This is a genomic window from Phytobacter sp. V69, from assembly GCF_965644215.1.
Classification (GTDB): domain Bacteria; phylum Pseudomonadota; class Gammaproteobacteria; order Enterobacterales; family Enterobacteriaceae; genus Phytobacter.
Genome location: NZ_CBFFRL010000093.1, coordinates 1 through 18,499, shown reverse-complemented (window position 1 = coordinate 18,499; position 18,499 = coordinate 1). Strand labels below are relative to the sequence as shown.

The window sequence follows — 18,499 nt, the reverse complement described above, 5'->3', positions numbered from 1 at the left end:
TAGTCATGATAATAGGGCCTTCTGATTAGAAGGCCCTATTATCAATGATTTTTATCCTCGTGACGACACTATCTAGGTTCCACTGAATTTTGCCAAAATTACGCAGAGTCAAGCCTCCTTCCTATACTAGAAATAAGGGGGGAAATATGTATCAGCGTATCGATGGGAATAGCTGGCGGCATATCTGGATCGTGGGCGATTTACACGGTTGCCATCAGCGGCTGTTGAATGAACTACGCGATCGCCACTTTGATCCTTATAAGGATTTACTGATATGCGTTGGTGATTTGATTGATCTGGGACCTGACAGCCTGCATTGCCTGCAACTGCTCAAGCGGTCGTGGTTCAAAACGGTCAGAGGTAACCATGAACAAATGGCTATCGACGCGCTTAACGCGGGAGATATGACCCTGTGGTCATTTAATGGCGGCAACTGGTTTAACGCGTTACGCGAAGAGGAGCAGCAGGTGGCGTATGAGGCGCTGCGGGAATGCGATCGGCTGCCGTACATCATCGAGTTGCACTGTTCCAGCGGTGTTAACGTCATCGCCCACGCGGATTACCCGTCCGGGCACTACGTGTGGCAAAAACCGGTAAACAAAGAATCGGTGCTCTGGCGTCGTGAGCGCCTGAGTGAGCATCTGGCGGGCAAAGGTGAGGCCATCTCCGGTGCGGATCATTTCTGGTTTGGTCACACGCCACTCAAGCATCGCGTGGATGCAACCAATCAGCATTACATTGATACGGGGGCGGTTTTTGGTGGTGAGCTAACGCTGGCGCGCGTGCAGTAGCTAAAAATCGCTGTATTCCTGGGCTGGGCGCCAGAAACAGTCGATAAAATCCTCCACCGGATAGCATCCACCATAGCGCAGACGCTGCACATCCATGGCGACAAGGCACTGTTGTTCGGTATTAAAGACATCGACGACGATGTCATCACACCCACCATCCAGGTAGCAAACAAACAAGACCAGAGCGAACATTCCATCCTCGGTTCATTACAGCGTAACGTAATTGTAGGGGATGAATGGGGGCAGGGGAAACCAGGCGGGTAAATAACCCGTCTTATGGACGGGTTCCCATTGGATCAGGCAAGACGCATGACCCAGGTATCAGATTTCTGATCGTAATGTTCGCGGTATAAAACGGAATGTTCGCCGTCAAGGATCGCTGGAATGCTGGTTTCCGCGTCCCAGGCATCAAGTTGCATACATAAATCCGGGTCTGATGAGCAAGGAATGCGTAATGTTCGCTCTCCCTGGTTCTCGCCCTGCAACTCGGCATCATCGATTTCGAAGGCGCCGATACGCACGCTGGTTTTCGTCATAATGCTCTCCGTTGATGGATTAATGTGGTACGACCAGTAAAGCCGCCTAATATTCAGCCTGGTACAACACAGAGCAAGATGCCAGTCAGAAAATGCTGTTTTTTTGCTCGCCGTCACGTATTGCTGGCGAATAGACGACCGTCTCTTACCAGCTCACGCGGGTAACTGTTTTTCAGTCTGCTGCCCACTTTTTTCGCCAGCCCCAGCGGCTGGCGCTGATAGGTCACGATGACATCGTCTTTTTTCGGTGGGGTTTCCGGGTAGACGTCGCGCCCGCGGTACCACTCTTCTGCTTCCTGATGCGTAAGCTCAAATGACAGAGGGTTATCGACCCCCGCCAGCGCGATCACGGCCTCATGCTGCCAGCGGTAACCTTTGTTGTGACTCTCAGCCAGCTTGATACCAAGCCGTGAGAAACGCACCTTGCCAATAAGCGGCTCAATCAGCGCAGGGAACAGCCAGATCTCTTTATCGCGTTGCCACAGATGCAATTCATCGTGCCAGTACAGGCCGACGACGGCGGCAGCGTTTACCACCTGAGACGCTTCTTTTGGTTTCATAGGGGCAAACGGGAAGTTGCCCACTTTGTAGCCGGGCGCGGGCATCGGGGCAATCGCTGCGGTTTTACGCAGTCGTGCAACAAAGAAGCCTTCACAGTCATAAATCTGCGGGAAGACATGTAAGAAGCCCTCTGCCGTGAGCGCCTGCTGCGCGCCTGCAAAAAGGGCATCGAGTGGCAAAAACTCCACCGCGTCGGGATACTGTGTCTTAAGCCAGTGGCAAATGGCTTCATTTTCATCGCGATTGAGCGTGCAGGTTGAATAGACCAGCGTGCCGCCCGGACGCAGCGCATGAAAAGCGCTATCGATCAGTTCGCGCTGGGTCGCAGCGATTTCAAGGTTGCTGGCATGCGACCAGTTCTTTAAGGCATCCGGATCCTTGCGCACCACGCCCTCACCGGAGCACGGGGCATCCAGCAAAATGGCGTCAAACATCTCCGGCAATGCGGGGCCGAAGACGCGACCATCAAAATGGGTCAGCGCGACACTGGAAATGCCACAGCGGCTGATATTGGCATGCAGCACTTTTACGCGACTCGCGGAGTACTCATTGGCGAGGATGGCACCGCGATTGCCCATTCGCGCGGCAATTTGCGTGGTTTTTGAACCCGGTGCCGCTGCAACGTCCATGACGCGTTCGGGCATGTCGCCATCGGCAAACAGGGCGCTAACCGGCAACATGGAACTGGCTTCCTGGATATAAAACATGCCGCTCAAATGCTCGGCGGTGCTGCCGAGCGGCAACGTCTCTTCATCATCCCGCTCAATCCAGAACCCTTCGGCACACCACGGGATCGGCGTCAGTTGCCAGCCATAAGGGGCAACAAGCGTCAGGAAGTCCTCGACGGTAATCTTAAGCGTGTTAACGCGCAGGCTGCGTCGCAAAGGGCGCTGACAGGCCGCAATAAAATCGTCGAAGGAGAGGTGGGCAGGCAGCAAATCTCGCATTTGCGCCAGAAATTCGTCGGGAAGATAAACAGCGTTTTGAGCCACAGGTTATACCACAGGAAAGCAGGGAGGGGCGCAGTGTAACATACTCGCTCCGGCGCGGGCACGCCGGAGCGGTCAGGCATTAGCGTGGCAGGGCGGTACCCCACTGACGCCACTCTTTAGGCTCGCTTTCCTGTAACAGGAAATGTTTGCCCGGCTGTGCTTTCGGTGCCAGTGGAGTATCTGGTGGCGTAGCGAAGGCAACCCCTCCACGGATAAACTGGTTGAAGGTTCCGGTTTTCACCACACCTCCCGTCAGACCAAAGTCCAGCGAATAGCCGGACGCCAGCCAGAACACCGAGTTATTGCGCACCAGATGCTGATAGCGTTTGCTGATCCGCAGGCCCACCATCACACGATCCGACAGCGAACCGAGCATCAGGCCCGTGACTGTTCCCACCTCGATGCCACGGAACAGAACCGGTGTCCCGATATTCAGCGAACCGGCTTCCGGAGCTTCTACCACGACGTTCAGGCCATCCAGATAGCGGGAATCGGTGATCGTAGTTTCCTGGATTTCAAAATCGCGACGGGCCTCGCCGTGGCCGGGTTCAACGTTGATATACGGCTGCAGGATGGTATCAAGATGCTCAACGCCTGCGGCGGAGATTTGCGGCGTGACAACCGAGAAACGCGTACCGCCACGGGCAAAGGTCTGCACATATTCCGGGTACAGTACCGCGGTGGCCTGCACTTCGCTTCGGTCGGCGATGAGCTGGAGGCTGGATATCTGCCCGATATCAATACCCAGATAGCGAATTGGCATACCTGCTGCCAGTTTCCCGGCATCATAGGCATGCAGGGTTATCTGGCTGCCCACGGCACGGGCGGTGGTTTCTGAGGCATAAAGAATGCGTTTATCACCTTTACGCGCACTGGCGCTGGCACCGCTGAGATTATCGAAACTGATTGCCCCTTTCAGCGCACGCGACAGCGGTGACGCCTGAACCGTCAGGCCGCTGCCATTCAGCTGGATCTTGGCACCGCCTTCGGCCCAGAACACGCTGTTGCTGGTTAGCAGCGAGCGATATTCCGGTTTAATGTGCACTTCGATATCAAAGGCATTGGCACGTGGGCGCACGGTAATCACTTCACCCACTTCAAATTTACGGTAAAGCACCACCGAACCCGCCTGCACATCCGGCAGGGTGTCAGCCGTCAGAGTCAAGGTGGTGGTCGGCAGGTCGCTCAGGCTGTTTTCCAGCGCTTTGTCCAGATTGGCAAACAGTGGGTAGCTGGGCTTCATCTCGCCTTTACTGCCTGGTAGAATGCGAATACCGCCGCTAACCCATTCACTGGCGCTGGCTGCGAGGAACTCCACACCATCAAGCCCCACTTTGACATCAATACGGCTGTTCACCACAAACTTGCTGTCGCCGTGCACCAGGTCACGATATTGCGGGTCGATCGCCAGCGCAAATGAAACACCTTTGTCGCTTAGGGTGCGCTCAAGTACCTGGCCTACCTGCACGCCATGCAGCATCAGCGGTTGCCCCGCGTCTATGCCATAGCTCTCTGGCGCGGTCAGGGTCAGGGTAACAACCCCCGGCTCCTGCAATAAGTTTTTCGTGGCGGGCAGCACCACAAAGTGATCGCGTGGCTGGCCTTCGCCGGGCACCAGCTCCAGCGTACTGCCAGTCAAAAGTGAACTGATGCTGGGGTTATTGAGCGAGATTTTCGGGCTGCGCATTTCGATTCGCGTATCGTCGCGCAGTAAATTAACCACGCCCGGATCCACCGTCAGTTCACCCGTCACCACGCCACCCGGGTTGAGATTGAGTTTCGTCAACTGGCCGACCTGGAGTCCCTGGTACATCAGGGCAGTTGAACCTGCTCTCAGGCCATCACCGCCGGGGAGGTCAAGTTTGATCAATACGCCACGCTGACTGTGTGCCAGGTCCTCGTAAAGACCAAATTCATCATCCTGGGTCGCGGGTTGAGATTCATCCGGGGAGTCAAACGCGATAGCGCCATTGACCAGTGCGGCGAGGCTTTCAAGCTCGACTTTTGCGCCGCTCAGGCTGACATCAGCCTTCACGCCGGAAATATTCCAGAAGCGGCTGCCTTTTTTCACCAGATTGGTAAAACGACGCTCGATCAGCACATCGATGGTGACGCCTTGTTTATTTGCGTTGATGGCGTAATCGTAAACGCGCCCGACGGGAATTTTGCGGAAATAAACCAGTGAGCCGCTGTTGAGTGAGCCCAAATCCGGCGCGTGCAGATGAATCATCAGCTCGCCATTGTTCAGGCGATATTTCGGCTGTGTGTCCAGTGCGGTGAAATGCTCTTGTGGATCCCCTTTACCGGGCATCATGCCGATATAGTTACCGCCGACTAACGCATCCAGCCCGGACACGCCTGCGAGAGACGCTTTTGGCGTAACCAACCAGAATTGCGTCTCGTTGCGTAACGCATCTTTCATATTGGCTTTGATGCTGGCACGGACCTGGATTTTTTTCAGATCGTCGCTCAGGCGGATATCCTGCACGGTACCCACTTCGACACCCTGATAGCGAATCGGGGTTCTGCCCGCAACAATGCCATCTGCAGACATAAAATCGATGGTGATGGTATTGCCGCGATCTTCATAACTTCCCCATACCAGCCAACCTGCAATCAGCAGCGCAATGACCGGCAGTAGCCAGAAAGGCGAAATGCGACGTTTTGTTTTTATGCGCGCTTCAGTCGGCATCGGCGAAGCGGGGGTTTCCTGACTCATGTGCATCCCAAAGTAAGCGGCTGTCCAGCCATTCCACAGCAAGAATAGTCAATATTACCGCTGCGCCGAAGTAAAACGCAGCGGGGCCCATGGTAAAAGCGAGTAACTGGTCGCGGTTAATCAGTGACATCGTCAATGAAATGACAAACAGATCGAGCATGGACCAGCGCCCAATCCAGGTCACAATTCGTAGCAGCAGGATGCGTGCACGTAACCCATGTTCAAACTTGAAGTGGATACTCAGCAGCAGTGTAAACAGCACAATAACTTTGGTAAATGGCACCAGAATACTGGCGACAAAGACCACCCCTGCAACCGCGACATTGCTGTGTGCCAGCGACATAATGCCCGACATAATGGTGTCTTGCTGTCGCGCGCCGTTCACATAGACCACTGAGATGGGCAACAGGTTGGCAGGGAACAGTAAAATAATTGATGCGATCAATGATGCCCAGCATTTTTGCACGCTCTGGCGCCGACGCAGGCGCAGGGGAATATGGCATCGCGGGCAGCGTCCACGCGAATCCGGGAAACCAGTAAAGTGGCAACCGAGGCAAACGCGAAGTTTTTCATCCGGACGTTTGGCGGGACGCTGTGGATAGAAACGTTCCCAGAGTTGCTCAACGTTTAAATGAATCAGCGTCAGAATGCTCAAAATTACCAGTGCGACGAAGGCGATAAGTCCGATGCCCGGCTGCAGAAAAGCGTAGTCCTGAACTTTGATCGACGCGACGCCCACGCCCACCAGATAAATATCCAGCATGACCCACTCTTTGAGCTTTTCCAGCATCAGCAACACCGGGCGCAGGTTCATACCCAGAATGTTGCCAAACCATAAATAAGCGATTGCGGCCACCAGTACCAACGGTGCGCCGACGGTACAAAACAGCACCATGGCCGCCGTCAGCGGATCGCCCTGGGCGGTCATTTGCCAGATCCCCTGCATCAGGTTGGCGTCAATGCGCACGCCCAGCAGATAGAAGTGCAGCAGCGGTTCGCTCCAGGCGAAAGGCATCAATAGCAGCATGGTGACAGCCATTGCCGCCAGGCGGGTTAACGACCAGTCTCTGCCGTCACGGATTTTCGCATCGCAGCAGGGACAGAATGCACTTTGATGCGATTTCATAGCCGGAAGGGCAAAAAGCGTATCGCATTGCGGGCATCGCTGATAATGTGCGCGGGGCAAGGCATCGCCGATGGCGTGGACGGCCATTTTTTTGGCAGGCGTTATCTGTCGGTTTTTCAGGGCCATTGCATGCATATGAATAAATCAGGAATAAATCTATCTTAACTCATGATGGGAACTTCTTGAGCATCAATGCATTTAATGCTTATTTTAATAGGCTACACTGCATGACCGAAGTAAGACATAAAGTGATTGGAGAATGAACAAAATAGAATTTTACGCGGATTTGAACCGTGATTTTCAGGCGTTAATGGCAGGTGAAACCAGTTTCTTAGCCACACTGGCTAACACCAGTGCGTTGCTTTTTGAACGTTTGAACAGTGTGAACTGGGCCGGTTTCTATCTCCTGGAAGGGGATACGCTGGTATTAGGGCCGTTCCAGGGCAAGATAGCCTGCGTGCGGATCCCTGTCTGGCGCGGCGTTTGCGGTACGGCCGTGGCGCAAAACAGCGTGCAGCGCGTGGAAGATGTGCATCAGTTTTCTGGGCATATTGCCTGCGATGCTGCCAGCAACTCGGAAATCGTGCTGCCGATTACGCTGAATAATCAGATTATTGGCGTGCTGGATATCGACAGCGTCGAATTCTCGCGCTTTGCCGCAGAGGATGAACAAGGGTTGCGTGAGCTGGTTTCGCACCTGGAAAACACCCTTGCACAAACCGATTATAAAAAATTCTTTGCGGGCGTCGCAGGATAATCAACGGATAACGTAGCATTTACGGATAGCGTCATTATAATGACGCCTGTTCATGCCTGCGGCTTGTTGGCAACGTCCGTTGTAATCAGGAAATTTCATGGAAAATCAACCTAAGTTGAATAGCAGTAAAGAAGTTATCGTCTTTTTGGCCGAACGTTTTCCTCACTGTTTCAGTGCAGAAGGCGAAGCGCGCCCCCTGAAAATCGGTATTTTTCAGGATTTAGTAGCACGAGTTGAGGGTGAGATGAGTCTCAGCAAAACTCAACTTCGTTCCGCTTTACGTCTTTACACTTCAAGCTGGCGTTACCTTTACGGTATCAAAGCCGGCGCGACCCGTGTGGATCTCGACGGTAACCCGTGTGGCGTTCTGGATGAGCAGCACGTTGAACACGCTCGCAAGCAGCTTGAAGAAGCCAAAGCTCGCGTTCAGGCGCAACGCGCTGAACAACAAGCGAAAAAACGAGAAGCAGCCGCTGCAGCCGGTGAGACGGAAGAGGCTCCGCGTCGTGAACGCAAACCTCGTCCGGCACCGCGTCGTAAGGAAAACAGCGAGCGTAAACCTCGTACTGACAAACCTGCCGCAAAACCCCAGCGCGAGCCGCGAGAAGAACGCCATACGCCAGTTTCAGATTTATCTGCACTGACCGTAGGTCAAAACCTCAAGGTTAAAGCGGGTAATAATGCGATGGACGCCACCGTACTGGAAATTACCAAAGATGGCGTTCGCGTACAGCTTACTTCGGGTATGTCGATGATTGTACGCGCAGAACATTTGATGTTCTGAAACGGAGGCCTGGCCTGGCATGAACACTTTGTTTAAGCGCACAGCGTTGGCTGGCCTGTTGTTAATAACAGGCCAGGTTTTCGCAGTGGAAGATATTACTCGTGCTGATCAAATCCCGGTACTAAAGGAAGAGGCTCAGCACGCGACGGTGAGTGAACGTGTGACTTCGCGGTTTACGCGTTCCCACTACCGCCAGTTCGATCTGGATCAAGCCTTCTCGGCAAAGATCTTCGATCGCTACCTCAATTTGCTGGATTACAGCCATAACGTGCTGCTGGCCAGCGACGTTGCACAGTTTGCGCAGAAAAAGACGCTGTTAGGTGATGAACTTCGCACCGGCAAACTGGACGTTTTCTACGATCTCTACAATCTTGCGCAAAAGCGCCGTTTCGAACGCTATCAGTACGCACTGAAAGTGCTGGAACGTCCGATGGATTTCTCCGGCAACGACACCTTCAACCTCGATCGCAGCAAAGCGCCGTGGCCGAAGGATGAGTCTGAGCTCAATGCCCTGTGGGATAGCAAAGTCAAATATGACGAGCTGAGCCTCAAACTCACCGGTAAAGATGAAAAAGAGATCCGCGAAACGCTGACGCGTCGTTATAAGTTCGCGATTCGCCGCCTGGCGCAAACGAACAGCGAAGATGTGTTCTCGCTGGCGATGACGGCGTTTGCTCGCGAGATTGATCCGCATACTAACTATCTGTCGCCACGTAATACCGAGCAGTTCAACACCGAAATGAGCCTCTCTCTGGAAGGTATTGGTGCCGTTCTGCAGATGGATGACGACTACACGGTCATCAATTCGATGGTTGCGGGTGGCCCGGCGGCGAAGAGTAAAGCCATCAGCGTGGGCGATCGTATCGTAGGCGTGGGTCAGACGGGCCAGAATATGGTCGATGTCATTGGCTGGCGTCTGGATGATGTTGTTGCGTTGATCAAAGGCCCAAAAGGCAGCAAGGTTCGTCTTGAAGTTCTGCCGGCGGGTAAAGGCACCAAGACCCGTATTGTGACGTTGACCCGTGAGCGTATCCGTCTGGAAGACCGCGCGGTGAAAATGTCGGTGAAAACGGTCGGCAAAGAGAAAGTCGGCGTACTGGATATCCCTGGTTTCTATGTTGGCTTGACGGATGACGTCAAGGTTCAACTGCAGAAGCTGGAAAAACTGAACGTCAGTAGCGTCGTGATTGACCTGCGCACCAACGGTGGTGGGGCATTAACGGAAGCGGTTTCCCTTTCTGGTCTGTTCATTCCGTCAGGTCCTGTGGTTCAGGTTCGTGACAATAACGGTAAAGTGCGTGAAGACAGCGATACCGATGGCGTGGTCTATTACAAAGGCCCGCTGGTGGTCCTGGTTGATCGTTTCAGTGCCTCGGCATCTGAAATCTTCGCTGCAGCGATGCAGGATTACGGTCGTGCGCTGATTGTTGGGGAACCGACCTTCGGTAAAGGCACCGTCCAGCAGTATCGTTCACTGAACCGTATTTACGATCAGATGTTGCGTCCGGAGTGGCCAGCGCTGGGTTCCGTGCAGTACACCATTCAGAAGTTCTACCGCGTCAATGGCGGGAGTACGCAGCGTAAAGGTGTCACGCCGGACATCATCATGCCGACCGGAACACAAGAGACGGAAACAGGCGAGAAGTTTGAAGACAACGCACTGCCGTGGGATAGCATCAATGCAGCCAACTTTACGAAGTCTGGAGACATGAAGCCATTCGGCCCGGAGCTGCTGCAGAAGCACGACGAGCGTATTGCCAAAGACCCGGAATTCCAGTACATCATGAAGGACATTGCTCGCTTCAATGCCCTGAAAGATAAAAAGAATATCGTGTCTCTGAACTATGCGCAGCGTGAAAAAGAGAACAATGAAGACGATGCTATTCGTCTCAGCCGTCTCAACGATCGCTTCAAACGCGAAGGCAAGCCGTTGCTGAAAAAACTCGACGATTTGCCGAAAGACTACAAAGAGCCGGATCCGTATCTGGACGAAACCGTCAATATCGCGCTGGACCTTGCCCATCTCGAGAAAGACGCCCCGGCGGTCGACCCCGCTCCCGCAAAATAATCCTCCAACAGGCACAAGAAATTGTGCCTGTTTTTTTAACAAGCTCCATATGGCGTAAGCATTATGCTACAAAATGTAAAGTTGTGTCTTTCTGGAGACTTACGGCTCTCTGACGCTTGAAAATAACCGGATTAACCATACGATGTGGGTAATCGCATAGTGCGTTTTGTTAATTAGAGGTTAAAAGAATATTATGATGCGTATCGCGCTCTTCCTGTTGACTAACCTTGCCGTGATGCTGGTGTTCGGCCTGGTGCTTAGCCTGACGGGCATTCAGTCGAGCAGCGTGCAGGGATTGTTAATTATGGCGCTGCTGTTTGGTTTTGGCGGCTCTTTTGTTTCACTGCTGATGTCGAAATGGATGGCGCTGAAATCCGTCGGTGGTGAAGTGATTGAACAACCGCGTAATGATATGGAACGCTGGTTGATGAATACCGTTGCCGGGCAGTCTCGCCAGGCGGGCATTGCTATGCCGCAGGTCGCTATCTATCATGCGCCGGATATCAACGCATTTGCGACCGGTGCACGCCGTGATGCGTCTCTGGTCGCGGTCAGTACCGGACTTTTGCAGAACATGAGTCGTGATGAAGCCGAAGCGGTTATCGCGCACGAAATTAGCCACATTGCGAACGGTGACATGGTGACCATGACCCTGATTCAGGGCGTAGTGAACACCTTTGTTATCTTTATCTCGCGTATTCTCGCGCAGATTGCCTCAGGCTTTCTTAGCGGCAACCGCGATGAAGGTGAAGAGAGCAACGGTAATCCGTTAATCTACTTTGCTGTAGCAACAGTACTGGAACTGGTGTTCGGTATCCTGGCGAGCATCATCACGATGTGGTTCTCGCGTCATCGCGAATTCCATGCCGATGCGGGTTCCGCGAAGTTGGTCGGCCGTGAAAAAATGATTGCCGCGCTCCAGCGTCTGAAAACCAGCTACGAGCCGCAGGAAGCCAGCAGCATGATGGCGTTTTGCATCAACGGTAAAGGCAAGTCATTAAGCGAACTGTTTATGACACACCCACCGCTGGACAAACGTATCGAAGCACTGCGTAGCGGTGCGTATCTGAAATAAGGGCTGAGCATGAAATGAAAAAGCGCGTCATAAGACGCGCTTTTTTTATACGTTGTGTGGCTGGGTGATGCGCAATCCGCTGACAATGGCGGCGACTGTTGCCAGTATGCCTGCGAGCAACAGTGAGGTGTGTGTCCCGCTCTTATCAAACAGATTGAACAGCAGCGCCACCAGCGCTGCCCCGGAACTCTGGCCTAACAGACGTGCGGTACCCAGCATACCACTGGCTCCACCGCTACGCTGACGCGGTGCCGAGCTGATAATCGTATGGTTATTGGGTGACTGGAACAGGCCAAACCCGGCACCGCAGAGCGCCATTCGCCAGATAATATCCGCATCAGTCGGGGCCGTCGGCAGCATCGCAAGCGCAAATAACCCGCAGGCCATCATCGCCAGTCCAAGCGCCCCCAACAGTCCGGCATGGACACGTTCAATCAGATAGCCTGCCAGAGGGGCCATCACCATGGTGGCTAACGGCCACGGAGTTAACAGCAGACCTGTTTCCACTTCACTGCGTCCGAGCACCGATTGCATGAAAAAGGGCAGGGAAACGAGTGCCAGCATTTGCGCGCAGAAAGAACATATCGACGTGCAAATCGACAGCGAAAACAGCGGGATCCGCAGCAGGTCGACCGGTAACAGTGGTACCGGCAAACGCAGCTGTCGACGCACAAAGAAGGTCCCGATGATCAACATAGCGGCAATTTCACTCAGCACCAGCGTGGTGGATTGCCCTTGGGCAAAACCGCTCATCGCGGTGATCAGCAAACCAAACGTCAGTGCATTCATCACTGCGCTTGGGAGATCGAATTTCGGCATCGCGCTACGTGAACCGTTGGCGGGTAAATAACGCAGTGCCAGCACCAGCGAGATAATCCCCAGCGGCACGTTGATCAAAAACAGCCACTGCCAGGAGGCGACAGAAAGAATGGCGGCGGCAATCGTCGGGCCCGCAGCCGACGAGACGGCCACCACGAACGAGTTGATCCCCATACCGCGCCCGAGCTGGCGCTGGGGGTAAATCAGGCGGATCAAAGCCGTATTCACACTCATTAGCGCCGCGCCACCGAAGCCTTGTGCGACACGGGCCAGTGTCAGCGTGAGCAGCGAATCGGACAGGGCACAAAGCAGTGAAGTCAGGGTAAAGAGCACCAGCCCGCATTGATAGACGCGACGGTAGCCGAACATATCGCCAAGGAACGAGAGCGTGAGTAACGAAATAACAATCGCTATCTGATAGGCGTTCACCACCCAAATTGAACTGGCGGGCGAGGCGTGCAGATCGCGGGCAATCGTCGGTAGCGCAACGTTGGCAATCGCGCCGTCGAGGACGGCCATGGTAATTCCGATAACAATGGTCAAAATCGCGCCGTAGCGCTGTGGAACAGGTAAGCCGTCAGGCGTCGATTTATCCATAGAAAAAGCTGGGGTTTGTTTGTTCGATGATTTGTATAATGATTCTAACATCCGTATTTCGGTTTTATATCGCAGATTTTTAACGAAGTTGCCAAACTCGGATTGCGACGGGCAGGCGAGAAATTTATAATAAAAAACTATTCTGATTTTTATAAAACACGGGCGATGAGGTGACTAATGGCTATCGCAGATTTGGACAAACAGCCAGACTCTGTTTCTTCTGTATTGAAGGTATTTGGCATTCTGCAGGCGCTTGGCGAAGAACGTGAGATCGGGATTACCGAACTTTCGCAGCGCGTCATGATGTCAAAAAGCACCGTATATCGCTTTTTGCAGACAATGAAATCATTGGGCTACGTTGCACAGGAAGGGGAGTCAGAGAAATACTCGCTGACCCTGAAACTGTTCGAACTCGGCGCGCGAGCGCTGCAAAACGTTGACCTGATCCGCAGTGCCGATATCCAGATGCGTGAACTCTCTCGCCTCACCAAAGAGACCATCCACTTGGGTGCGCTGGATGAAGACAGCATTGTCTACATCCATAAAATCGACTCTATGTACAACCTGCGCATGTACTCGCGTATTGGTCGCCGTAATCCGCTGTACAGCACCGCGATTGGTAAAGTATTGCTGGCGTGGCGCGACAAAGAAGAGGTTGTGCAGATCCTTGAAGGTGTGGAATACAAGCGCAGCACCGATCGTACTATTACCAGTACCGAGGATTTACTGCCGATGCTCGATATCGTTCGCCAGCAGGGTTATGGCGAAGATAATGAAGAGCAGGAAGAGGGGTTGCGCTGCATTGGTGTGCCGGTGTTTGACCGTTTCGGCGTGGTGATTGCCGGGTTGAGTATATCCTTCCCGACGCTGCGTTTCTCTGAGGAGCGCCTGCACGAATATGTCAGCATGCTCCACCATGCTGCACGTAAGATTTCTGAGCAGATGGGCTACAACGACTATCCGTTCTGAGTGTAAAAACGCCGCCTTGATGGCGGCGTTTGTTTATCCGTTGTCGACTACGGTTTCGCTTTTTCGCAGTACCGGACATTGTGTGAGCCCGATAATACCGCTGCTGGAGTGGACGTATTGTGCCGTGCTGACACCGCGAGCCGTCAGGTATTTACACTGTAACCCCAGGCCTGCGGCATTCTCATGGCTGCCAACCAGCACGCCATATCCGCTGAGTAAAATACCAACCCAGACCAGTGCCACGACAATGATTGCCCGAATAAGTGTGCGCATCTTTGTTGCTTGCGTTTGAATATTGTGCTCAGGCTACCGCTTTGGTTATTAGCCGCCCACCCGAGCATTCCTAAAAACGCCGATTGGAGATACAGTTAGTCGCGGTTTAAGGAACTAGTGCTAACCTGGTGACATAGAGTCGAGTTTCGGAGAATGGAGTGAAAAAATTTAGATGGCTACTACTGATCGCCGTAATGGTGGTCTGCCTGTTGCTCTGGACTCAAATGCTAAATGTGATGTGCGACCAGGATGTTCAGTTTTTCAGCGGCATTTGTGTCATCAATAAATATATCCCCTGGTAGGGGCTTTTTTGTCGTTAGCGATTTCCTTCCGCTTTACCAGTGGTAAAATGTACCTCTTTGGTTGAGGTGGTGAAATGAACGAATTAGTGAATTCAGGCGCATTGAATATTGCGTCTTTTGTTGTTTCGGTGGTGGTGTTACTGGTTGGGCTGGTGCTGTGGTTCTTTATCAATCGCGCAAGCTCGCGGACGAATGAGCAAATTGAGTTGCTCGAAGCTATGTTAGATCAGCAAAAACGACAGAACGCGTTATTACGTCGCTTGTGCGAATCTAACGAACCGGACAAGGAAAAAGAGGTTACCCCGGAGCCGGTTGCTGACGAACAAGGTAAAGACGACGATTTTATTCGTCTGGTTGCCGAGCGTTAATTCCGCAGTGGTGAGGGGGTAGCATGGCACGTAAAAATCCCTGGTTTAATTCTGCATTCCCTCACCATTGTCCCGATGGCTTTACCAATCTCGTGCCAGGTGGTCATGCATCTGGCGATGTGAAGCGTTGGCGCCAGGAACGTAAAGCTGCCGGATTGCCGCGTCCTCCCGCGCAGGGCTATGCCAGCTTTACTGCGCAGTGGTGGCAGCGTGCAGAAATTGACGGTGACGATGATCGTGTCTGGTGGCTGGGTCATTCATCTATCCTGCTGCGCCTGATGGGGCAGTATATTTTGACCGATCCGGTTTTTTTTCATCGTGCCTCACCACTGAGTTTTGCCGGGCCGCAGCGCCGTACGCCGCCCGCACTGGACATTTCCGACCTTCCCACGCTTGACGCTATCGTTATCTCGCACAATCACTACGATCATCTTGATGCCCGAACAATGCGGACACTGATACAACGCTTTTCGCAGGTGACGATTTTTGTACCCCTCGGGCTGGGTGACTGGTGTCGTCGTCTGGGGGCGCGCAATGTGATAGAACTGGACTGGTGGCAAAGCGTGGTGTTTCAGGGACTGGCTTATACGGCGGTACCCGCGCAGCACTGGAGCATGCGTACGCCCTGGGATCGTAATAACGTATTGTGGTGCGGCTGGGTAATTGAAAACAGTGCGCATCGCTTTTGGTTTCCCGGAGATACGGGTTACAGCAAAGAATTGCTGGCAATACCACAGCGTTTGGGGCCGTTGAGTCTGGCTGCGCTTCCCATTGGTGCATACGCCCCCCGTTGGTTCATGGCTTACAACCACATGGATCCGCAACAGGCGGTAACCTTATGGCAACAGTTGGGTAAACCTCTGGCATTTCCAATCCACTGGGGTGTCTTTGAGCTGGCAGATGAGTCACTGGATGAGCCAATACGCGAGCTGGACGCGGCATTAAGCGAAACGGCACAAGACATTACCAACTTCATTACGCTCAAAATGGGCCAGTATTTATCTTTTCACGATCCGGGCAAGTAGCACTGGTACTAATTTATTATTTAGACAAAGTGAAATAGTTTTATTTTCATCGAAACGTTTTTATTGCCTTTTTATGAGGCATTGTCATCATATTTTCATTATTTTGGTGCACCATATTGCTTAATCGCACAATAAATATTCGATGGTAAACCAGTGGATTTGATTAGTTGCGAAAGGGGAGCATTTCATACCTTCCTCATTAGCGAAAAATGGCATAGCTATGCTTAAATGCATCTAATGATATAGGGTATATCGGAATATTTTTACCCCCCCCTCGTGGACGAACGGAACTCATTGAGCTATGGTAAAAAAGCTGCGTTTTCAAGGGGAGCCAGAGGGGGTGGCTATCTGTCGTAATGAAGTTACATTCAATGCATAAATGTGCATCAGATGTTTTGATAACCTCAGAATTTGTGCGACGGATCCAGGCCTTTTTAAAAATGGCTTGCCATAATTTACGTAGTGTGTGATAACACGTTTTGGGTCAAACGAGGTACAGTTCTGTTTATGTGTGGCATTTTCAGTAAAGAAGTCCTGAGTAAACACGTTATCGTTGAATACCGCTTCTCTGCCGAGCCTTATATTAGTGCCTCAAGCAGTAATGTCTCAGTTTTATCTCAGTTAATGCCTGCGGGCGAAGTATATACATTAAGGAATATTGCAAATGGCAAAGATTAAAGGTCAAGTTAAGTGGTTCAACGAGTCCAAAGGTTTTGGTTTCATTACTCCTGCTGATGGCAGCAAAGACGTGTTCGTACACTTCTCTGCAATCCAGGGTAACGGCTTCAAAACCCTGGCCGAAGGCCAGAACGTTGAGTTTGAAATTCAGGACGGCCAGAAAGGCCCAGCCGCTGTTAACGTAACGGCTATCTAATTTCAAAACCACTGGTACTTGAGACGCCTGTGGCGTATCAATGTCAGCGAAAAGCCTCGCCATCGTGCGGGGCTTTTTAATTTCTGCTCCGCATTCCCCGATGCGACGAATGGCGGTAAACTTGCGCCCTTTAAAGAGTTCCGGAGTTACCATGCCCCTCAGTTGCCCGCTTTGCCACGCCCCCTTGATGCGTTCTGAACGCAGCTTTTCCTGCCCACAGCGCCACCAGTTCGACATTGCGAAAGAAGGGTACGTCAACTTGCTGCCTGTGCAGCACAAGCGCTCGCGGGATCCGGGTGACAGTGCGGAAATGATGCAGGCGCGCCGGGCGTTTCTTGATGCCGGGCACTACCAGCCGCTGCGTGATGCGATCGCATCACAGCTGCAGACGCGCCTTCCAGCGCAGGCTGGGGCGATACTGGATATTGGCTGTGGGGAAGGGTACTACACGCAGTCCTTTGCTGAGGTAGAGCAGAGTAAAGAGGCGCAGACATTTGGCCTCGATGTGTCAAAAGCGGCAATCCGTGCGGCGGCGAAACGCTATGCAGATGTGATGTTTTGCGTGGCCTCCAGCCACCGCCTGCCTTTCGAGGATGGCAGCATTGACGCTATCGTGCGCATTTACGCGCCGTGCAAAGCAGAAGAGCTGGTGCGGGTGGTGAAGCCGGGTGGATGGGTGATTACTGCCGCGCCTGGTCCACGCCATCTGATGGAGCTAAAAGGGCTGATTTACCGCGATGTGCAGCTCCATGCGCCGGATAAAGGCGAGATCGACGGGTTTCGCGTCGTTGAGCAGCAATCACTGGGCTATGAGATGGAATTGACCGGTGCTGAGGCCGTTGCGTTGCTACAGATGACGCCCTTTGCATGGCGGGCACAGCCGGAGGTTTGGCAGACGTTGGCAGCGAAAGAGCGGTTTATCTGCCAGACCGATTTTACTCTTCACTGCCTGCAACGCCTGGATTAAGGCGCGAAGTGTGACCAGAGGATCTCAATACCGATCCCAATAAGCACGACACCGCCGAGAATTTCGGCCCGTTTGCCGAGCAGCGGGCCAATATAACGACCAATCATCATCCCGAGCGTCTACATCACCAGCGTGGCACAGCCGATTGCCAGTGCGGTCGTCAGAATATTAACCTGCAGGAATGCCAGACCCACCCCGACCGCCATCGCATCAAGACTGGTGGCAATTGCTGTCGTGACCAGCAGCCAGAAGCCGTGACGGCGCGGCGCTTCTTCTGAATCATCGGTGTCGCCGCGAAACCCTTCCAGTACCATCCTGCTACCAAGAAAGATCAGCAGAATAAAGGCAATCCAGTGATTACATTCCAGTACGAACTGGCTGGCCAGCATGCCAAGACCCCAGCCAATGAGCGGTGTCAGGGTTTCGATAATGCCAAAGATAAGACCGGTGCGAAGCGCTTCTGAGAATTTGGGTTTATGCAGTGTCGCCCCTTTACCGATTGATGCAGCAAAAGCATCCATCGACATACCAAAGGCGAGAAGAATGGTGGCGGATAAATTCATGCGAGCGTCCTGACCGGGAGTTCCATATAACACACCACTGCCCCAAGTAAACAGCAGTTGATGTGTCAATGGTCTCGCCTGACTGAACGACATTCAGTCCGTACGCGCCACGTTTTGCAACGAGTATGTTGACACGTACATTTCCGGGAAAGGGAAATCGGTTACTCCCCAACGACGGCGCAACCTTAACATATTTTGAGAATATAAAACAACAACAGAAAATTATAATCCTGTTTACCAATTGATAACGATTAGCATTTAGGGAAGGTGCGATTTAATCGTCAATTATGAGAACATAACCCTTTCTTTGACATAGACTTTTCACGATGCCCG

At 52.7% G+C, this 18,499-nt stretch carries 18 protein-coding genes and 2 pseudogenes; 12 read left to right on the top strand and 8 right to left on the bottom strand.

The annotated features are described in order from the left end of the window. Positions 1-146 precede the first annotated feature (146 nt). The gene (pphA, locus tag ACSZPU_RS14350; RefSeq protein ID WP_498999921.1) at positions 147-791 is read left to right on the top strand and encodes a protein-serine/threonine phosphatase; all 645 of its coding nucleotides are present in this window, start codon (positions 147-149) and stop codon (positions 789-791) included. On the opposite strand, the gene ACSZPU_RS14345 is transcribed toward pphA, so the two are convergent. The 5 genes from ACSZPU_RS14345 to yebS all read right to left on the bottom strand — a co-directional run bounded on the left by ACSZPU_RS14345 (position 792) and on the right by yebS (position 6,851). Beyond that, positions 792-983, bottom strand: coding sequence for a YdfD/YebW family protein (locus ACSZPU_RS14345; RefSeq protein ID WP_498999920.1), 192 nt, complete (start codon positions 981-983; stop codon positions 792-794). Positions 984-1,087: 104 nt separating this feature from the next. Continuing rightward, positions 1,088-1,327: a YebV family protein gene (locus ACSZPU_RS14340; protein ID WP_047370879.1), complete on the bottom strand. Its 240-nt coding sequence runs from the start codon at positions 1,325-1,327 to the stop codon at positions 1,088-1,090. Between the two features lie 113 nt (positions 1,328-1,440). Further along, the gene (gene rsmF / locus ACSZPU_RS14335) at positions 1,441-2,880 is read right to left on the bottom strand and encodes a 16S rRNA (cytosine(1407)-C(5))-methyltransferase RsmF (protein WP_498999918.1); all 1,440 of its coding nucleotides are present in this window, start codon (positions 2,878-2,880) and stop codon (positions 1,441-1,443) included. 79 nt (positions 2,881-2,959) lie between these two features. After that, the gene (locus ACSZPU_RS14330; protein WP_498999916.1) at positions 2,960-5,599 is read right to left on the bottom strand and encodes a PqiB family protein; all 2,640 of its coding nucleotides are present in this window, start codon (positions 5,597-5,599) and stop codon (positions 2,960-2,962) included. After that, positions 5,562-6,851, bottom strand: coding sequence for a membrane integrity lipid transport subunit YebS (yebS, locus tag ACSZPU_RS14325; RefSeq protein ID WP_498999924.1), 1,290 nt, complete (start codon positions 6,849-6,851; stop codon positions 5,562-5,564). The genes ACSZPU_RS14330 and yebS overlap by 38 nt, the downstream gene beginning before the upstream one ends. Before the next feature lie 133 nt (positions 6,852-6,984). Between yebS and ACSZPU_RS14320 the strand changes: the two genes are divergently transcribed. From ACSZPU_RS14320 to htpX, 4 genes are all read left to right on the top strand, one after another. Next, the gene (locus ACSZPU_RS14320; RefSeq protein ID WP_498999914.1) at positions 6,985-7,482 is read left to right on the top strand and encodes a GAF domain-containing protein; all 498 of its coding nucleotides are present in this window, start codon (positions 6,985-6,987) and stop codon (positions 7,480-7,482) included. Positions 7,483-7,579: 97 nt separating this feature from the next. Next, on the top strand, positions 7,580-8,266 hold the full coding sequence (gene proQ / locus ACSZPU_RS14315) for an RNA chaperone ProQ (protein ID WP_498999912.1): 687 nt from the start codon (positions 7,580-7,582) through the stop codon (positions 8,264-8,266). Positions 8,267-8,285: 19 nt separating this feature from the next. Then, positions 8,286-10,334, top strand: coding sequence for a carboxy terminal-processing peptidase (gene prc, locus ACSZPU_RS14310; RefSeq protein WP_498999910.1), 2,049 nt, complete (start codon positions 8,286-8,288; stop codon positions 10,332-10,334). 193 nt (positions 10,335-10,527) lie between these two features. Continuing rightward, complete coding sequence (htpX, locus tag ACSZPU_RS14305; RefSeq protein WP_498999907.1) at positions 10,528-11,409, top strand: protease HtpX; 882 nt, start codon at positions 10,528-10,530, stop codon at positions 11,407-11,409. Between the two features lie 45 nt (positions 11,410-11,454). Here htpX and ACSZPU_RS14300 read toward each other — a convergent pair whose 3' ends face one another. Then, a complete protein-coding gene (locus ACSZPU_RS14300; RefSeq protein WP_498999905.1) occupies positions 11,455-12,825 on the bottom strand; it encodes an MFS transporter in 1,371 nt (456 codons plus the stop codon). Between the two features lie 177 nt (positions 12,826-13,002). Here ACSZPU_RS14300 and kdgR point away from each other — a divergent pair, with 177 nt between their 5' ends. Next, on the top strand, positions 13,003-13,794 hold the full coding sequence (kdgR, locus tag ACSZPU_RS14295; RefSeq protein WP_498999903.1) for a DNA-binding transcriptional regulator KdgR: 792 nt from the start codon (positions 13,003-13,005) through the stop codon (positions 13,792-13,794). Between the two features lie 33 nt (positions 13,795-13,827). Here the strand turns inward: kdgR and ACSZPU_RS14290 are convergent, their stop codons facing one another. Then, positions 13,828-14,067, bottom strand: a complete 240-nt coding sequence (locus ACSZPU_RS14290) for a YobH family protein (RefSeq protein ID WP_343193707.1) — start codon at positions 14,065-14,067, stop codon at positions 13,828-13,830. Positions 14,068-14,225: 158 nt separating this feature from the next. Between ACSZPU_RS14290 and mgrB the strand changes: the two genes are divergently transcribed. The 6 genes and pseudogenes from mgrB (at position 14,226) to rlmA (ending at position 17,603) form a co-directional block, all read left to right on the top strand. Then, positions 14,226-14,369 (top strand): PhoP/PhoQ regulatory lipoprotein MgrB, encoded by a 144-nt coding sequence (mgrB, locus tag ACSZPU_RS14285; protein ID WP_498999901.1) that lies wholly within the window; start codon positions 14,226-14,228, stop codon positions 14,367-14,369. 74 nt (positions 14,370-14,443) lie between these two features. After that, positions 14,444-14,737, top strand: coding sequence for a YebO family protein (locus tag ACSZPU_RS14280; protein ID WP_498999899.1), 294 nt, complete (start codon positions 14,444-14,446; stop codon positions 14,735-14,737). A gap of 23 nt (positions 14,738-14,760) precedes the next feature. After that, positions 14,761-15,762: an MBL fold metallo-hydrolase gene (locus ACSZPU_RS14275; protein ID WP_498999897.1), complete on the top strand. Its 1,002-nt coding sequence runs from the start codon at positions 14,761-14,763 to the stop codon at positions 15,760-15,762. Between the two features lie 507 nt (positions 15,763-16,269). Beyond that, positions 16,270-16,414, top strand: a pseudogene (locus tag ACSZPU_RS14270) (DUF2627 domain-containing protein). Between the two features lie 12 nt (positions 16,415-16,426). Then, on the top strand, positions 16,427-16,636 hold the full coding sequence (gene cspE / locus ACSZPU_RS14265; protein ID WP_001062678.1) for a transcription antiterminator/RNA stability regulator CspE: 210 nt from the start codon (positions 16,427-16,429) through the stop codon (positions 16,634-16,636). A gap of 151 nt (positions 16,637-16,787) precedes the next feature. Beyond that, positions 16,788-17,603 carry a 23S rRNA (guanine(745)-N(1))-methyltransferase gene (gene rlmA, locus ACSZPU_RS14260; protein ID WP_498999880.1) on the top strand — a complete coding sequence of 272 codons (816 nt, stop codon included), beginning with the start codon at positions 16,788-16,790 and terminating at the stop codon, positions 17,601-17,603. Here rlmA and mntP read toward each other — a convergent pair. After that, a pseudogene (gene mntP / locus ACSZPU_RS14255) lies at positions 17,600-18,166 on the bottom strand (manganese efflux pump MntP). The gene rlmA and the pseudogene mntP sit on opposite strands and share 4 nt — an antisense overlap. Positions 18,167-18,499 lie beyond the last annotated feature (333 nt).

What these genes read in the sequence shown, in the direction of transcription:
- pphA (WP_498999921.1), top strand. Translation starts at nt 147, where the DNA reads ATGTATCAGCGTATCGATGGGAATAGCTGGCGGCATATCTGGATCGTG.
- ACSZPU_RS14345 (WP_498999920.1), bottom strand. Translation starts at nt 983, where the DNA reads ATGTTCGCTCTGGTCTTGTTTGTTTGCTACCTGGATGGTGGGTGTGAT.
- ACSZPU_RS14340 (WP_047370879.1), bottom strand. Translation starts at nt 1,327, where the DNA reads ATGACGAAAACCAGCGTGCGTATCGGCGCCTTCGAAATCGATGATGCC.
- ACSZPU_RS14330 (WP_498999916.1), bottom strand. Translation starts at nt 5,599, where the DNA reads ATGAGTCAGGAAACCCCCGCTTCGCCGATGCCGACTGAAGCGCGCATA.
- yebS (WP_498999924.1), bottom strand. Translation starts at nt 6,851, where the DNA reads ATGGCCCTGAAAAACCGACAGATAACGCCTGCCAAAAAAATGGCCGTC.
- ACSZPU_RS14320 (WP_498999914.1), top strand. Translation starts at nt 6,985, where the DNA reads ATGAACAAAATAGAATTTTACGCGGATTTGAACCGTGATTTTCAGGCG.
- proQ (WP_498999912.1), top strand. Translation starts at nt 7,580, where the DNA reads ATGGAAAATCAACCTAAGTTGAATAGCAGTAAAGAAGTTATCGTCTTT.
- prc (WP_498999910.1), top strand. Translation starts at nt 8,286, where the DNA reads ATGAACACTTTGTTTAAGCGCACAGCGTTGGCTGGCCTGTTGTTAATA.
- htpX (WP_498999907.1), top strand. Translation starts at nt 10,528, where the DNA reads ATGATGCGTATCGCGCTCTTCCTGTTGACTAACCTTGCCGTGATGCTG.
- ACSZPU_RS14300 (WP_498999905.1), bottom strand. Translation starts at nt 12,825, where the DNA reads ATGGATAAATCGACGCCTGACGGCTTACCTGTTCCACAGCGCTACGGC.
- kdgR (WP_498999903.1), top strand. Translation starts at nt 13,003, where the DNA reads ATGGCTATCGCAGATTTGGACAAACAGCCAGACTCTGTTTCTTCTGTA.
- ACSZPU_RS14290 (WP_343193707.1), bottom strand. Translation starts at nt 14,067, where the DNA reads ATGCGCACACTTATTCGGGCAATCATTGTCGTGGCACTGGTCTGGGTT.
- ACSZPU_RS14280 (WP_498999899.1), top strand. Translation starts at nt 14,444, where the DNA reads ATGAACGAATTAGTGAATTCAGGCGCATTGAATATTGCGTCTTTTGTT.
- ACSZPU_RS14275 (WP_498999897.1), top strand. Translation starts at nt 14,761, where the DNA reads ATGGCACGTAAAAATCCCTGGTTTAATTCTGCATTCCCTCACCATTGT.
- cspE (WP_001062678.1), top strand. Translation starts at nt 16,427, where the DNA reads ATGGCAAAGATTAAAGGTCAAGTTAAGTGGTTCAACGAGTCCAAAGGT.
- rlmA (WP_498999880.1), top strand. Translation starts at nt 16,788, where the DNA reads ATGCCCCTCAGTTGCCCGCTTTGCCACGCCCCCTTGATGCGTTCTGAA.